15 protein-coding genes, 1 tRNA gene and 1 pseudogene are annotated in these 15,533 nt (G+C 60.5%); 13 read left to right on the top strand and 4 right to left on the bottom strand.

Features of this window, described 5'->3' with window-relative positions:
- The first annotated feature begins 36 nt into the window (after nt 1-36).
- The 5 genes from FZ934_RS18555 to FZ934_RS18575 all read left to right on the top strand — a co-directional run bounded on the left by FZ934_RS18555 (nt 37) and on the right by FZ934_RS18575 (nt 4,413).
- Entirely contained in the window at nt 37-1,548 is a 1,512-nt protein-coding gene (locus tag FZ934_RS18555) for an ATP-binding protein (RefSeq protein ID WP_153272270.1), read from the top strand.
- Nucleotides 1,549-1,670: 122 nt separating this feature from the next.
- Nucleotides 1,671-1,747 (top strand) — tRNA-Arg (locus FZ934_RS18560).
- Nucleotides 1,748-1,935: 188 nt separating this feature from the next.
- Nucleotides 1,936-2,265 (top strand): DUF6204 family protein, encoded by a 330-nt coding sequence (locus FZ934_RS18565; RefSeq protein WP_153272271.1) that lies wholly within the window; start codon nt 1,936-1,938, stop codon nt 2,263-2,265.
- Nucleotides 2,266-2,384: 119 nt separating this feature from the next.
- Nucleotides 2,385-2,756 carry a surface protein gene (locus FZ934_RS18570; protein WP_153272496.1) on the top strand — a complete coding sequence of 124 codons (372 nt, stop codon included), beginning with the start codon at nt 2,385-2,387 and terminating at the stop codon, nt 2,754-2,756.
- A 619-nt stretch (nt 2,757-3,375) separates the two neighbouring features.
- On the top strand, nt 3,376-4,413 hold the full coding sequence (locus FZ934_RS18575; protein WP_153272272.1) for a 4-hydroxyproline epimerase: 1,038 nt from the start codon (nt 3,376-3,378) through the stop codon (nt 4,411-4,413).
- A 2-nt stretch (nt 4,414-4,415) separates the two neighbouring features.
- Here FZ934_RS18575 and FZ934_RS18580 read toward each other — a convergent pair whose 3' ends face one another.
- Together FZ934_RS18580 and FZ934_RS18585 are read right to left on the bottom strand one after the other, a co-directional pair.
- Nucleotides 4,416-4,898 carry an RbsD/FucU family protein gene (locus tag FZ934_RS18580; protein ID WP_153272273.1) on the bottom strand — a complete coding sequence of 161 codons (483 nt, stop codon included), beginning with the start codon at nt 4,896-4,898 and terminating at the stop codon, nt 4,416-4,418.
- Complete coding sequence (locus FZ934_RS18585) at nt 4,882-6,129, bottom strand: ROK family transcriptional regulator (RefSeq protein WP_153272274.1); 1,248 nt, start codon at nt 6,127-6,129, stop codon at nt 4,882-4,884. Before FZ934_RS18585 ends, FZ934_RS18580 begins: the two co-directional genes overlap by 17 nt.
- A gap of 232 nt (nt 6,130-6,361) precedes the next feature.
- Between FZ934_RS18585 and FZ934_RS18590 the strand changes: the two genes are divergently transcribed.
- From FZ934_RS18590 to FZ934_RS18620, 7 genes and pseudogenes are all read left to right on the top strand, one after another.
- A complete protein-coding gene (locus tag FZ934_RS18590) occupies nt 6,362-7,387 on the top strand; it encodes a sugar ABC transporter substrate-binding protein (RefSeq protein ID WP_113361362.1) in 1,026 nt (341 codons plus the stop codon).
- Nucleotides 7,388-7,537: 150 nt separating this feature from the next.
- Entirely contained in the window at nt 7,538-8,602 is a 1,065-nt protein-coding gene (locus tag FZ934_RS18595; RefSeq protein ID WP_153272275.1) for an ABC transporter permease, read from the top strand.
- 1 nt (nt 8,603) lies between these two features.
- Nucleotides 8,604-9,386: an ATP-binding cassette domain-containing protein gene (locus FZ934_RS18600; RefSeq protein ID WP_113361366.1), complete on the top strand. Its 783-nt coding sequence runs from the start codon at nt 8,604-8,606 to the stop codon at nt 9,384-9,386.
- Nucleotides 9,383-10,008, top strand: a pseudogene (locus FZ934_RS18605) (nucleoside triphosphate hydrolase). The gene FZ934_RS18600 and the pseudogene FZ934_RS18605 overlap by 4 nt, the downstream one beginning before the upstream one ends.
- A 145-nt stretch (nt 10,009-10,153) precedes the next feature.
- On the top strand, nt 10,154-11,194 hold the full coding sequence (pyrC, locus tag FZ934_RS18610; protein ID WP_153272276.1) for a dihydroorotase: 1,041 nt from the start codon (nt 10,154-10,156) through the stop codon (nt 11,192-11,194).
- A gap of 186 nt (nt 11,195-11,380) precedes the next feature.
- On the top strand, nt 11,381-12,559 hold the full coding sequence (locus FZ934_RS18615; RefSeq protein ID WP_153272277.1) for a GGDEF domain-containing protein: 1,179 nt from the start codon (nt 11,381-11,383) through the stop codon (nt 12,557-12,559).
- Between the two features lie 188 nt (nt 12,560-12,747).
- Nucleotides 12,748-13,284 (top strand): glyoxalase superfamily protein, encoded by a 537-nt coding sequence (locus FZ934_RS18620; protein ID WP_153272278.1) that lies wholly within the window; start codon nt 12,748-12,750, stop codon nt 13,282-13,284.
- A 33-nt stretch (nt 13,285-13,317) separates the two neighbouring features.
- On the opposite strand, the gene FZ934_RS18625 is transcribed toward FZ934_RS18620, so the two are convergent.
- Complete coding sequence (locus tag FZ934_RS18625; protein WP_153272279.1) at nt 13,318-13,800, bottom strand: DUF1772 domain-containing protein; 483 nt, start codon at nt 13,798-13,800, stop codon at nt 13,318-13,320.
- Nucleotides 13,801-13,893: 93 nt separating this feature from the next.
- On the opposite strand from FZ934_RS18625, the gene FZ934_RS18630 reads away from it, so the two are divergent.
- A complete protein-coding gene (locus tag FZ934_RS18630; RefSeq protein WP_153272280.1) occupies nt 13,894-14,544 on the top strand; it encodes a TetR/AcrR family transcriptional regulator in 651 nt (216 codons plus the stop codon).
- On the opposite strand, the gene FZ934_RS18635 is transcribed toward FZ934_RS18630, so the two are convergent.
- Nucleotides 14,541-15,443 (bottom strand): GGDEF domain-containing protein, encoded by a 903-nt coding sequence (locus tag FZ934_RS18635; protein ID WP_153272281.1) that lies wholly within the window; start codon nt 15,441-15,443, stop codon nt 14,541-14,543. The two genes, FZ934_RS18630 and FZ934_RS18635, sit on opposite strands and share 4 nt — an antisense overlap.
- Nucleotides 15,444-15,533: the final 90 nt, after the last annotated feature.

Genomic DNA, 15,533 nt, shown 5'->3' on the forward strand with positions numbered 1-15,533 from the left:
TGTTGACGGCGCGGAGCGCCGATTGGACAGGAAGCAATGCCGGCCGCCGACCAGGGTGAAACACCTTCGAACAACACAGCCGTAGAAGTGGCCGATGCGGGAAGCCGCCCCTCGGGCCTCTTCGGAGCGCTTTCTGGAAAGCTGCTCTGGCTGACGGTCATCTGCATCATGCTGGCGGAGGTGCTGATCTTCTTTCCGTCCGTCGCCTCGATGCGGCTGCGCTGGCTCGACGAGCGGCTGAGTGGTGCGGCAGCCGCCGCGATCGTGATCGACGGACTGCAGCCGGTCGAGCTGCCTCGCGCGCTTCAGAAGGAAACGCTGGAGGCGACGGGCACCAAGGCGATTGTGCTCCGCAAGGACGGCACCTCGCGCTTGCTCGCGACCACAGAGATGCCGGCCTCCGTCGACGAGCAGTACGACCTGACGGACGTTCCCCCACTGATCGCCATCCGTGACGCGCTCGACACGCTGATTTTCGGCGGCAACCGCATAATCCGTGTTTATGGCCCGGTGCAGGACACGAACACCGGCGTCGAAGTGATCATGAAGGACAAGAACCTGCGCAACGCCATGCTGGCTTATTCGCGCAACGTCTTTCTGCTTTCCATCCTCATATCGCTGTTTACCGCGACGCTCGTGTTCTTCGCGATCAACCGAATCTTGATTCGGCCTATCCGAAAGCTGACGGGCAGCATGCAGACGTTCTCCGTCGATCCGGACAACCCTCGGCATATTTTCGTCGGTGATGGCGGGCGCGATGAACTCGCCGTCGCAGGCCGCCACCTCACCGCCATGCAGATGGAGCTGCAGAAGACGCTCAAGCAGCAGAAGAACCTCGCGGCACTCGGGCTCGCTGTCTCCAAGATCAATCACGACATGCGCAACATCCTGGCGTCCGCTCAGCTGATGTCGGACCGGCTCGTCGATGTCGATGATCCCATGGTCAAGAGTTTCGCACCGAAGCTTCTGCGAACCATCGACCGCGCCGTCGGCTATACGACCGAGGTTCTGTCCTATGGTCAGGCCACCGAATCGGCACCGCGCCGACGCCGCCTGCGGCTGCATGCGCTGATCGAGGACGTCAGGGATATGCTGGCGATCGATTCGCAGGCCGACGTCGAGTTCCTCGACCAGATCGGCGCCGATCTCGAGATCGATGCAGATAGCGAGCAGCTCTTCCGTGTCATTCACAATCTCTGCCGCAATGCCCTGCAGGCTCTGACTGCCGGGACGGGCGGGCCTGAAGTCGTCAAGCGCATCACGGTTTCCGCACAGCGGGTCGGCAGCGTCGTCAGCATCATCGTCGACGATACTGGCCCTGGCATGCCGCAGAAGGCACGTCAGAACCTCTTTGCCGCCTTCCGCGGGTCGGCGCGTTCTGGCGGTACCGGGCTTGGTCTGGCGATTGCCCGCGAGCTTGTTTTGGCCCACGGCGGAACCATAGCACTGGTCGAAAAACCGTCGGTCGGAACCCAGTTCCGCATCGAAATCCCCGATCGCCCTGTTTCGCTGGACGATTACCGCAGCCGCAGCCATGTGGAAAAGTGACAGTTTTTTCACATTGCATGGATGGTTTGACGAAAGTCGCGATTTTTTTTGAAAGCCTATTGCATTCGTTCAGATGACCCTTTAGAGAACCGCTCACGCCAGCGGGACACACCGCTGCAGACGCACCCGTAGCTCAGCTGGATAGAGCACCAGACTACGAATCTGGGGGTCAGGAGTTCGAATCTCTTCGGGTGCGCCATTTCCTCTTCACTGAAAAATTGATGTTTAGGCTCTCCTCGAGAGCGCTTCGATGCGTGTCGCTCGGTGCTTTGAGCGCTCGATGTGTTGCCGCTGCGGGCCGTTAGCTTGGCGCAATCTTCCCCAGGCATCTTTCCGATCCGCTGCCCGCGTGGCGGCGGTGTCGTGACGCGTGTCCGGAGGGAATGGATGTTGAGTAAGATGCTTCGGGCCGTGGTACTCGGCGCTGCGCTGGCGACGCTCGCCGGCTGCGTCGACCATGCGAATGCGCCGATCATGGTCCCGGTCGCCGCCCAGACGGATCCGCCGCTCAATCCGCCCGGTATCGCCCATACGATCTGCACGTCGGATGGGAACTTCATGTATAACGAAGCGCGCAAGCAATTCGAGCTTCGGGCGCAGATGACACACACACCGATCGACCCGAACAACGAGGAAGCCCAGGCGAGGGCTGCCGCCCGCCGGCAATATGTGACGTGCCTCTCCAGCCAGGGCTACCGCGCCATCTACGACCAGTGAGCCGTGATTGATCACGCGCAATCGCCGGCATTCACGAGTGCTGGAGGTCGCGTGTGATCGAGGAACTTTGCAAGCATCGACAGCATTTTTCTTGGGTAAGTCCGGAAGGAGGATTTATCATGAAAATGTTCCGCTTTGCTTGTGTGGCGCTCCCTCTTGGTGCGCTGCTTTCTCTCTCTGGTGTGGTTCCTGCAAACGCGTTGCCAGCCGCTCCGGGCTTGCGTCCGGCGGTCACGGATGTTCGGCTTGTGCAATACAAGCCGCAGCCGGGCTATTGGCATGGCTATCGCGGTTCGCGAACGGAGCTTCCCGGAACGCGCCGTCACTCTGACGGCCTCTGGTATCCGCTGGCAGCCTTTGGCATCGATCCCGGGGCAACCGGATCCATCGGTGCTCGAGAGGCAATGCCGAAACAGCGGGAAGGCTACTGCCAGAATACCTTTGGCGGGACCAACGGCGACGGCAGCATGCCGTGCGACAACGGCTTCTAACGGCGTGCAACAGAAAGGCGGCCAAGCGGCCGCCTTTCTCTATTCTTCCGCAATGGCTCTCAAGGCAGGATGGTCGATCGGCGACGCGGTGATTTGGCCCATCTGGTCAAGGTATTGGGGTATCCTGAAGTCATTAAGTCGCAGTTGAGCCTATATTTTCATCAGGAAGTTGCCGAAAATGGAGCAGAGGGCAGGAAATGAGGCGTTAATCGCGCGGATTTCCACTAAGGTATGCGTATCGCGCATTGCTGCATTGCGGTAATCTCCCTATTCCTGATCGAAACAATGGGGTATCTAATCTCTCGAAGGCAGCGCACTCCTCCTCCCAGCGCTCCTTCATCGGACTGACAACACTCCTCCTCCCAGTTGTCAGTCAGGATCAAGAGCCCGGTGCACCTCCTCCCGCACCGGGCTCTTTTCGTTTCCGGACCATTCCCGTCGAAATCGACCATCGCGTCGCAGGCAGCTGCATTTGCATCAATGGCGCATCCGCGCGATCCTTCCTGCCGGTCCGGAGGATTCTCCGGACGTTGACAATTTCGGATAGGCAAACACCTGCGTTCTGATATATCACGTCTCTACTGACGATAGTCGAGGCACTGGAGATTGGAGTTCGCCGATGAGATGGAAGCGCACCATTCAGCTTCTGGATGTTCATGCCGAGGGCGAGATCGGCAAGGTCGCCATTGGCGGCGTGCCGAAGATTCCCGGCAATACGGTTGCCGAGCAGCTGCACTGGCTGAACACCGATCCCAAGGGCCAGGAGCTTCGCCGCTTTCTCTGCCTCGAGCCGCGTGGCGCTCCGATCGGCTCGGTCAATCTCCTGTTGCCGCCGAAGCATCCGGAGGCAGATGCCGCCTTCATCATTCTTCAGCCGGATCAGGCGCATGCGAGTTCGGGGTCGAATTCAATCTGCGTCACGACAGCTCTTCTCGAAGCCGGCATCGTCGAGATGCAGGAGCCGGAGACCATCGTGACGCTTGAGACGGCGGCCGGCCTTGTGAAGGCGCGGGCGACCTGCCGCGACGGTCGCTGCGAGAAGGTGACGCTGACCATGGTGCCATCCTTCGTGCATGAGCTTGATGTCGCGGTGGAAACGCCGGAGTGGGGCAAGATCACGGTCGACCTCTGCTATGGCGGCATTTTCTATGCCCTCGTTGATGTCGGTCAGGTCGGTCTCACCATCGAGAAGGCCAATGCCGCCGAGCTCGTGCGCGCGGGCATGGTTCTCAAGGATCTCATCAATCGCAGCATTTCGGTCGTGCATCCCGAAATCCCGGCCATCTCGGGCGTTGCATACGTCATGTTCCGCGATCTGGAAGCAGACGGCACGGTGCGCACCTGCACGACCATGTGGCCCGGGCGCGCCGATCGCTCGCCCTGTGGGACCGGCAACTCAGCCAACCTCGCGACCTTGCATGCAAGGGGCAAGGCAAAGGTCGGCGACGTCTTCAAGTCGCGTTCGATCATCAATTCGGAATTTGAAGTAGGCCTGCTGGCGGAAACGACCGTTGCCGGGCGCCCGGCCATCATCCCGACGATAGCGGGTCGCGGCTTCACTTTCGGGCTGTCCCAGGTCGCGCTCGACCCGTTCGATCCTCATCCGGGCGGCTTTGCCTTGACGGACGTTTGGGGTCCGCAAGCCGGCGATATCTGAGGTCAGTAGGTGAAGGGATCGACCTCGGCCTTGTCAGCTGCGCTGTCGCCTGATTTGGCCGGGTAGATCACTCCCTTGCGCAGGATGATATTGGCGTAAAGCCGAGGCTCGCTGGTCTGGATCAGGGCGTGGGCCTCGCGGACGCGCCCGTAGAAATCCTGCCCGACCAGCGGGACCACCTTCTGGTGTGGTTCGTGCCGGGCGCAGCAGTCGATCATCTCTTCGTGCACGGGGTCGAGCCGGTCGCGATCGGCTTTCACCGTGGACCGAAAGATCGCTTCGGGGACAAAATCGTCAATTGGCAGCACACTTAGAACGGCATCGAGCACGGCCACGATCCCGTGGCCATCAAGGCGGATGAGCCGCCGCGCGTGTTCGACGCCCGGATAGTTGCCGTCGACAATCGCGATCTCGTCGCCGTGGCCCATGGCGCGCAGCGTCGACAGCAGTTCTGGTCCGAGAAGCGGATTAAGGCCCTTCAGCATTGTCGACCTCCTTGAAGAGTACGTTCTGGTCCGTCAGGTAGCGGGCAAAGATCGGCAGGCTTGCGCCGCCGATCGCGCGGGCCTGGGCGCCGACCGCGCCTTCGATGATGTCAGGCATGACGACACCCTGCAGGTCGAGCTTGTCCGCCTCGGCGATGGTCGCCTTCACGATCCGCTCGCGCACCCAATCCGGAAAGCCGCCGTCGATAACAGCGGCGCTGAAGTCGATGATCGAGGCAGCGGCGACGATTGCCTGCGCCAGTGCCCTTGCCGTGTCCTGTATCCAGTTTTCGAGAGGTTCGCCGAAATCGATCCAGTCGTCGGCCGAATACCAGAGCGGTTGAGGATCGATGTCGCGCTCGCGCAGCATGTTCTCAAGCACGAAGATGGATGCGACTTCGAGAAGCTGCAGCGTCTCGCCATTCTTGCCGCGAACGGGGAGGGGACCGATGGCGCCGGCAGTGCCGGTGCGTCCTGAAAAGATCGCCGAATTGAGAACGATGCCGCCGCCGATGAAGGAACCGATGAAGAAGTAGACGAAATCGGGGTAGGAGGGGCCGTTGCCGAACACCAGTTCCGCACCGCATGCGCTGGTGGCGTCGTTCTGAAGAAATACCGGCAACGAAAGACGTGCAGCGACCTCCGTTTGCAGATCGACGTCCCGCCACACGTCCATGGCGCCCTTGGGAGATCCGACTTCCTCCTCCCAGTTCCAGAGTTCAAACGGGGCGGCGATGCCAACACCAGCGATGCGGCTGCGCTCCTCGGCGCTCAGGCGAGCCTCCAGTTCGGCAATCCCCGTCGTGATGAAATCCAGGAACTCTCCGGGCAATGGATAGGCGTAGGTTTTCCGCTTCTGCATGCGGATGCGGCCGACGAAATCCATCAGTACGAGGTCTGCACTGCGGCGGCCCATCTTGACCCCGAACGAGTAGACGGCATCCGGGTTGAGCCGCATCGGGATGGAGGGCTGGCCGACGCGTCCGCGCACGGGCTCGCCCCGGGAAAGCAGTCCTTCCTTTTCCAATTGCCGCATGATGACCGAAACAGTCTGTGCCGAAAGGCCGGTTTTACGGGCAATATCCGCCTTCGACTGGGAACCGTGAAGGCGCACCAGCGATAATACAAGCCGCTCGTTATAGGCGCGCACCCTGATCTGGTTCGCGCCACCTGCCGGACTGAGAATCGGTTGCTGAACCGACGCTTGAGCCGGTCCGCCTGTGGACGACATTGGCCACTCCTCCCGTTTATCGGCCTATGCCCTATTTTCTCCAAGCATGCCACAGCGAATTAATAATTCAATTGGATTTATTTATTGACAAGGCGTTTTCTTTCGATCTTAATTGTCCTCGTCAAAGGGCACGGAACGGCTTGGAGGAGGCCGTCGGCGAGACTGCAGGCGTTCTCGTGTTCATCAAATCCGGCACCGCCAGGGGTGGGTCGGCTATCTCTGGGAGGAGTAAATGAAGAAATCAGTGCTTTCAGCCGCGCTTGGCGCGCTTGCTCTCGGTGTCGCATTCTCGGCGCCGGCAATGGCCGCGGATGTTTCCGCCTGCCTCATCACCAAGACCGACACCAATCCCTTCTTCGTCAAGATGAAGGAAGGTGCGACAGCGAAGGCCAAGGAACTCGGCGTGACGCTGAAGTCCTATGCCGGCAAGATCGATGGTGACAGCGAAAGCCAGGTGGCTGCGATCGAAAGCTGCATCGCCGATGGCGCCAAGGGTATCCTGATTACCGCATCCGACACGAAGGGCATCGTTCCCTCGGTCAAGAAGGCACGCGACGCCGGCGTCCTCGTTATCGCTCTCGACACTCCGCTCGATCCGGCCGACTCTGCCGATGCGACCTTCGCCACCGACAATCTGCTCGCTGGCAAGCTGATCGGCCAGTGGGCAAAGGAAACCATGGGCGACAAGGCCAAGGACGCCAAGGTTGGCTTCCTCGACCTCACGCCATCGCAGCCGACCGTCGACGTCCTGCGCGACCAGGGCTTCATGATCGGCTTCGGTATTGATCCGAAGGATCCGAACAAGATCGGCGACGAAGACGACGCCCGCATCGTCGGCCACGATGTCACGAACGGTAACGAAGAAGGCGGCCGCAAGGCCATGGAAAACCTTCTCCAGAAGGATCCGAGCATCAACGTCATCCACACGATCAACGAACCGGCCGCGGTTGGCGCCTACCAGGCGCTGAAGGCTGTCGGTATGGAAAAGAACGTCCTGATCGTTTCGGTTGACGGCGGTTGCCCGGGTGTCAAGTCCGTCGCTGACGGCGTGATCGGTGCCACCTCGCAGCAGTATCCGCTGATGATGGCTTCGCTCGGCATCGAAGCGATCAAGAAGTTCGCGGACGGCGGCGAAAAGCCGAAGCCGACCGAAGGCAAGTCCTTCTTCGATACCGGCGTTTCGCTGGTCACCGACAAGCCGGTCCCCGGCGTGAAGTCGATCGACACGAAGGAAGGCACTGCCAAGTGCTGGGGCTAAATCCCGCTATCTGAATTTGCTGCCGGCCGGGGATCGTTTCTCGGCCGGTTTCGACCGACCAGCCACTGTCTCAGAAACCGGCGCGCAAAGACCGACGCAATATGAGCAGGGCTTCCGCGCGCGGTTTGGCGCGAAAGCGGAGGAGGAAAAATGACCGGAGCACAGGAATTCGAACGGGTGCTGGACGGCAGCGACAAGAGTGTCGCGTCGTTCGATAACCAGAGTGTACCATTTGTGAAGCGCGCTCAGCACTTCCTGCACTCGACGCCGGCGGCTGTGCCGCTGATCGTGCTGGTGCTGTCAATCATCATCTTCGGCATCGCGATCGGCGGACGGTTCTTCTCGTCCTACACGCTGACGCTCATTCTGCAGCAGATCGCCATCGTCGGTATCCTCGGCGCAGCACAGACGCTGGTCATCCTGACGGCCGGCATCGATCTTTCGATCGGTGTCATCATGGTCATCTCGGCCGTGATCATGGGCAACTGTGCGATCACCTACGGCATTCCGACGCCGATCGCCGTGCTTGCCGGTCTGTTGGTCGGTGGCCTCTGCGGATTGCTCAATGGCTTCCTGGTGGCAATCATGAAGCTGCCGCCGTTCATCGTAACGCTTGGCACGTGGAATATCGTCATGGCGACGAATTTCATCTACTCCGCTAACGAGACGATCCGCGATACGGATGTCGACGCTCAGGCGCCGCTCCTGCATTTCTTCGCGATCAGCTTCCGTATGGGAAGCGCGGTGTTGACACTTGGCGTCATCGCCATGGTGCTCCTCGTGCTTGTCCTCTGGTACATCCTCAACCACACGGCCTGGGGGCGGCATGTCTACGCGGTCGGTGACGACCCGGAAGCAGCCAAACTGTCAGGCATCCAGACGAAAAGCGTGCTGCTGACGGTCTATACCGTCTCCGGCGTGATTGCAGCCTTCGCAGCCTGGGTTTCCATCGGCCGCAACGGTTCGATATCACCCTCGTCTGCAGTCACGGATTACAATCTTCAGGCCATTACCGCGACTGTCATCGGCGGTATCTCGCTCTTCGGCGGTCGCGGCTCGATCCTTGGCACGCTGTTCGGTGCGATGATCGTCGGCGTCGTCTCCATGGGTCTCAATATGCTCGGCGCCGATCCCCAGTGGAAGGTGTTGCTCACGGGCGTGCTTATCATCGCCGCAGTCGCAATCGACCAGTGGATCAGAAAGGTGTCGGTGTAACATGGCTAACGAACCTCTCCTCTCGGCTCGCGGGCTCGTCAAGCGCTACGGACGCGTTACCGCTCTCGACCACGCTGATTTCGATCTCTATCCCGGCGAGATCCTCGCCGTGATCGGTGACAACGGCGCCGGCAAATCGTCGCTCATCAAGGCGATATCCGGTGCAATCAGCCCTGATGAGGGCGAGATCAGGCTGGAAGGAAAGCCGGTCAACTTCAAGTCGCCGATGGAAGCGCGCGAAGCCGGCATCGAAACCGTGTACCAGAACCTCGCCCTGTCGCCCGCCCTCTCGATCGCCGACAACATGTTCCTCGGCCGCGAGATCCGGCGGCCGGGCATACTGGGCAGCGTGTTCCGCATGCTCGATCGCCCGGCAATGGAGAAGCGCGCGCGAACCAAGCTCTCCGAGCTCGGCCTGATGACCATCCAGAACATCAACCAGGCCGTCGAAACATTGTCGGGTGGCCAGCGCCAGGGCGTCGCGGTGGCGCGTGCTGCCGCCTTCGGATCGAAGGTTGTCATCATGGACGAACCGACGGCTGCTCTCGGCGTCAAGGAAAGCCGCAAGGTGCTGGAGTTGATCCTGGATGTGCGCTCGCGCGGCTTGCCGATCGTCCTTATATCGCACAATATGCCGCACGTGTTCGAGGTTGCCGATCGTATCCATATTCACAGACTCGGTCGTCGCCTCACGGTTATCAACCCGAAGGAATACACGATGTCCGATGCGGTCGCTTTCATGACCGGTGCCAAGGCCGTTCCGACGGAGCCGGTTGCTGCATGAGCGCAACGATCGATGAAATCGCCGGCGACGTCATCCGCCGCGCCGGCGATGCGAAACGGTTCCTGATTGCCATCGCCGGTCCCCCGGCGCTGGCAAGTCCACGATGGCCGACAACGTCGCCCACGCCCTCAAAACAAAGGGTGAAACGGCCGAAGTGCTGCCGATGGATGGCTTCCATATGGACAATGCCATCCTCATCGAACGCGGCCTGCTGGCGCGCAAGGGCATACCGGAAACCTTCGATGTGCGCGGGTTCCTCGACATCATCCGCGCGGTGCGCCCCGCCGATCAGGAAGTGCTCATTCCTGTCTTCGACCGCTCCCGCGAACTCGCCATCGCCTCGGCGCGCGTCGTCTCGCCGGAGCATCGCTTCATAATCGTCGAGGGCAACTATCTGCTGTTCAGCCTGGGCAAGTGGGCCGAGCTTGAGGGTATCTTCGACTACTCAGTCATGCTCGCTCCGCCGATCGAGGTGCTCGAAGAGCGGTTGTGGGCACGCTGGCGGGGCTACCAGCTCAGCGAAGAACAGGCGAGCGCCAAGGTCTACGGCAACGATCTGCCGAACGGCCGCCTCATCCTCGAAAACCGCCGTCGTGCCGACGTGACGCTCGAGATAGCCTGAGCCTTTTGCGGCTTGGGCTTTCCCGGCGTCGTCACGCATGCTCGTCCGCTTGATATCGCGGCAGCCAAAGTGTTTGCCATCGAGCCTGTCGGGGTGATAATGCGCGGGGTGAACGTCTATCGCCCAGTCTGCGGAGTTTCAGCGCATGCAATCGATCACCATCCGTCGCCCCGATGACTGGCACTTGCACCTGCGCGATGGCGCCATGCTGGAAGGCGTGATCGGCGACACGAGCCGCGACTTTGCCCGCGCGATCATCATGCCGAACCTCGTGCCGCCGGTTGTGACCACGGCCGATGCCGAAGCCTATCGCGCCCGTATCATGGCGGCGCTGCCGAAGGGCGACAGCTTCCAGCCGCTGATGACACTCTATCTGACCGAGCATACGAACCCCGATGACGTCGAGGCGGGAAAGAAGAGCGGCTTGATCACCGCGGTCAAGCTTTACCCGGCCGGTGCGACGACCAATTCGCACGGCGGTGTTCGCGATATCGAGAAGGCGATGCCGGTTCTGGAGCGCATGGCCAAGATCGGCCTCCCGCTCTGCGTCCACGGCGAGGTCACCACAGCTGCCGTCGATATCTTCGATCGCGAGGCGGTCTTCATCGAAACCGTTCTCGATCCGCTGCGCAAGCGGCTACCTGAGCTGAAGGTGACGATGGAACACGTCACCACTAAGGATGGCATCGATTACATCAAGTCCGCGAAAGCCAATCTCGCCGGTTCGATCACGACGCATCATCTGATCATCAACCGCAACGCCATCCTGGTCGGCGGCATTCGCCCGCATTACTACTGCCTGCCGGTCGCCAAGCGCGAGAACCACCGCCTTGCTCTCCGCGCCGCGGCAACAAGCGGCGATCAGCGTTTCTTCCTCGGCACGGACTCGGCACCGCACGTCGATCCGCTGAAGGAATGCGCCTGCGGTTGCGCTGGCATCTATACGTCGATCAACACGATGAGCTGCCTCGCACACGTCTTCGAACAGGATGGCGCCCTCGATAAGCTGGAGGCGTTCGCGTCGCTGAACGGTCCGGCCTGGTACGGCCTTCCCGTCAACGAAGAGACAATGACGCTGGTCAAGCGGGATGCTCCCGTCAGCTTCCCTGCGAAGGTCGAAACCGGCGCAGGACCCGTTACCGTCTTCGACCCAATGTTTCCGCTGCATTGGGACGTCAAGCGCTAGATTTTTTCTGGTCTCACGTGATTTTTACTGACGTTCTTCTATGAGAGCGGCACCGAAGTGCTATGGGCGCAACCGTACTGATTTAATTGCATGATTTTTTAACGAAATAAGTAAGACATTCGTCATAGCGGACCCCTTAGGCTCCGCACGAATGAGGGGCGTGGCGATTGCTGCGATTTTTAGAGCATGACGCTTGATTATAATTCCCTATTGATGGCGCTCGCCGTGTCGACGACGTGCCTTGCCGTAACGCTGTTGGGTAGCTGGTTTGCTCGCCGCGCCGAAACGTTTCTTTTGACGGGAACGCTCGGCCTTACGCTCATTATTGCTGGCATCGTCGTTTACGGCCTGTATGTCGATGATCCCAAGACGGCCTTTGCTGTCGCCTCGTTCGTGCTTTTCCATGCCGGTTTTGCCGCTCTTTGGGGAGCAGGCAGCCAGTTCCTGACCGGCACCTTGCCGCGTACCGCCACCGTCGCCTGCGCACTCGCGGCAATGCTTGTTTCGATACCGCCGATGCTCGCCGGTTATGATGGTCTGGGCTTCATTGCCGAAAACATCGCGATTGCAGCAATGCTCTTCGGCACGGCTCATCACTATTGGCGCGCACGCGCCGAGGCGCCGGCTCCGTTGATGGGGATAACGGCCCTCTATTGCCTCACGGCGACGTCCTTCGTGTTGTGCGCCGGCGTGCTGATTGCGGATGGCAAGATGGTTCTCGGCGCCGCTCCGAGCAACTGGGCGGAAGATTTCAGCATCGCCATCTCCATCGCCAGCATGACGGGCATCGGTGCCCTGTCGCTGGCGTTGCATCAGTGGCGCCTTGCCGCCCGCCACCGTCTGGACGCGATCACGGATCCGTTGACTGGCCTCCTGAACCGGCGAGCGCTTTTCGATCGTCACGGGCACGGCGCCATGGGGGCAACAACCGCAGTCCTGATTTTCGACCTCGATCACTTCAAGTCCATCAACGACACCTTCGGTCATGCCGGTGGCGATCGCGTTTTGAAGGTCTTCGCAGCCGAACTTGCGGCAAATTGCAGGGCAGGCGACATCGCCGCTCGTCTTGGTGGCGAGGAGTTTGCGCTGGTGCTCAACGAAACCATGCCCGGCCGTGCCGAGCTGGTCGCGGAACGCATCCGCAGGGCTTTTGCCAAGCGCGACGTCTATCTCGATGACGAAACACTGAACTGCACGGTCAGCGTCGGCGTCGCGCCGGGCCTCTCTACCCCTCTCGACTTCGATGCCATGCTGAGCGCAGCCGACAAGGCGCTCTACGCTGCCAAGCGGGCAGGGCGAAACAGGATCGAGCTCGCCAGCCATCTCCATGCCGTGCCGGCCGGCGCCGTTCGCACTGGCTCTTGATCGGACAGATCTCCTCACCTACAGTTGGCGCTGGCCGGATGCGGCCTGCCGCCCCGCGGCGCGAAAGCGCTATGGTGAATGCATCCACACACATCCTTCACATCCCTTGCTGTTTGGCGATTGATGGCGAACGGGTCAGCAGACGCGGGCACTGATCATCCTGTTTGCCGCCAACGGAAGGAAGACACATGCGCGATTTTCGCGACGCCAAGCTGATGGCGAAAGCATTGCGGCAGGCAATGGCCGTCCGAAATGTAGATCTCACACACAGCGAAACTCTGGAAATCGTGGCCCGCCAGTTTGGCTTCGATCAATGGAATATCCTGTCAGCCAAGCTCGATGAGCCGGAAACGGCGAAGCCAGCGGTGGCAATCGAGCCGCCGGTCCCGATCTTTCGCATCTTCGATGTCGACAAAGCGAAGGAATTCTACTGCGGCTTCCTCGGTTTCGCGCTCGACTGGGAGCATCGCTTCGGCGACCACTTCCCCCTGTATTGCCAGGTATCGAGAAGCGGCATGGTCCTGCATCTCAGCGAACACTCCGGCGATGCCAGCCCCGGTGCACGCGCTTTCGTGCCGGTTAGCGGCGTGCGTGCCTTTCAGGCGGAACTCTCGGCCAAGCAATACCGCTACATGAAGCCTGGCCTGCAGGACGCACCCTGGGGCCTCGAAATGGAAGTCATCGATCCCTTCAACAATCGCCTGACTTTCTGCGAGCGCAGCTAGTGCTGCAAGGCGGGAGATATTCTCCCGCCGTCATCAGACGAGCATCAACGCAATAACAAAAGCGACCGAAGCCAGCAACGAGGCGATCGTCCTGACATGGTTCCACCATGTCCAGTCTTTCAGATAAGCCGTCCAAAGCGCCGTCGCCTCCGCGCCGTTGCTACTGACCTTCGCGAGCGCATCATTCATCGGCACGTTGAAGACGATGGTCGAGATGAAGGACGCGAAGACATAGAGCGTAGCACCCGCCAGCATCCAGAGGCTGGCGCCGCCACGCCAGTCGAAGAACGCAAAAGCAGTGACCGCGAGAGACAGCGCCAGCGTTGCCAGAAACAGCAGCATGAACGGCGAGCGGACGATCGTCACGTTGATGGAATTCATCGCGGCGATGCCCTGTTCCGTCGGGATGCGCGAAAAGGCGGTCATGATGAAGGTCGAGAAGGCGAAGAAGATGCCGGCCACTAGCCCGCTGCCGATCGCCGCGGCGACAAGGGCGATGACGAGAAGAATTGACATCCGAACACTCCTCCAAAAATAAGAGAAAGTCTCTTATTTGCCAAATGAGATAATCTCTCTTATTTTCTGCGTCAAGCAAAAAGGGAGAGCGGGATGGCCGAAGAGGTTGCCGCCAGGCGCAGAAGGCAGCCAAAGCCGACAGGCCAGCCGCGCCGGATTCCACAGCAGAAACGCGGTCGGGAGCGTTTCGAGAAGATCCTTTCGGTGGCGCTTGCCCTGATCGAGAAAAACGGCAGCGATGCATTGAAAATGAGCGAGATCGTCGAGCAGGCGGAGCTCTCATTCGGTGCGCTCTACCAGTACTTCCCGGACAAAAGCTCGATCATCCGAACGCTGGCCGAGCGCTTCAACGAGCAGGGTCGCGCTTGTGTCGAGGCCGAGCTAGCAGGGGTGACCGATGCCGCAGCGCTGCGGCTGGCGCTCTGCAACATCGCCGATCAGTATTACACCTTCTTCCGGCACGAGCCCGCCATGCGCGACATATGGGTTGCGACGCAGGCGGACCGGCTGCTGCAGCAAATCGATGCCGAAGACATGGAGTTTCACGCGCAGGCGTTGTTGTCGGTGCTCGTGCGACTCGAGCCGGAGCGGAGCAAGGGCGAACTCCTCGCCATTGCCAGGCTAACCATGCAACTGCTGGCCGCCGCCGTCCGCTACGCAATCTCATTGGACGATGTTGAGGGACGCTCGGCGATTGCGCTTTATCAGCGGATGCTGCCTGCAGACATCACCCGGCTAGGCTAGGCGCGGATGCGCCGGTCTCTGATCGAGGGCGCGACCTCGGCGTGAACCCGGTTGCGGCCGGCATTCTTGGCGGCATAGAGCTTGCGATCGGCCTCGGTCAGCATGGTCTTCAGCGTCTCGCTGTTCGGATCGCCGTGGTACACACCGAAGCTTGCGGTAACACGTCCCTTCGGCAAGGGCCCGACCATCTTCGACTCCAGCTGCGTGCGCAAGCGATCGGCGATTGCCGTTGCGGCGTCGACATCGGTGCGTGGCAGCACGAGGCAGAATTCCTCGCCGCCGATACGCGCTGCTATATCGTATGGGCGCAGGCAATGCTGAATCGTCGCACCCGTCATCATCAGAACCTGATCACCCACATCATGGCCGAACTGGTCGTTGATCTGCTTGAAATGGTCGAGGTCGAACACGACAACGGATAGCGGCGTGCGTTCGCGCTGTGCCCTGTTGACCTCCAGAGACGCAATCTCCTTCAGCCAGCGACGGTTGCCGAGCCCTGTCAGGACATCGGTCGTGGCTTGGCGGCGCAGCTGCGAAAGCGTCGCGTCGAGTTCCCCGATCAGGACGGAAATACCGTTGGTGACGACGCCGATCTCATCCTTGCGCGAGCTATGGACCGCTTGGACGGCTCCGGTCGAGCGATAGGCCTCGACGACATTGGCGACTTGATGCAGCGGCTTGATCAGCCGCCATACGGACGCGAGGCATAAGATCGTTCCGACAAGCGTGGCGGCGAGCACAAGTAAGAGAACGGGTAGGGCCTCGCTGCGGAAGCCGGTGACCAGATAAGCGACCAGCGCCAGCAGCGGCACATGGGTCGACAGGAAGCAGATTGCAAAGATCTTGAAGGTCAGTGACGCGCTGAATTTTTCGCGGATATCGGACAGGCTCAGGTTCATTCCGGATTTCCTCTCATGTCTCCTCGGAGCGGGAAAATGCCGCCGGAGTTCCGACTGGATTCCTAAGGAAATCATTAGAATTTGAGTGAT

The sequence above is a fragment of the Rhizobium grahamii genome (genome assembly GCF_009498215.1).
GTDB lineage: Bacteria > Pseudomonadota > Alphaproteobacteria > Rhizobiales > Rhizobiaceae > Rhizobium > Rhizobium grahamii_A.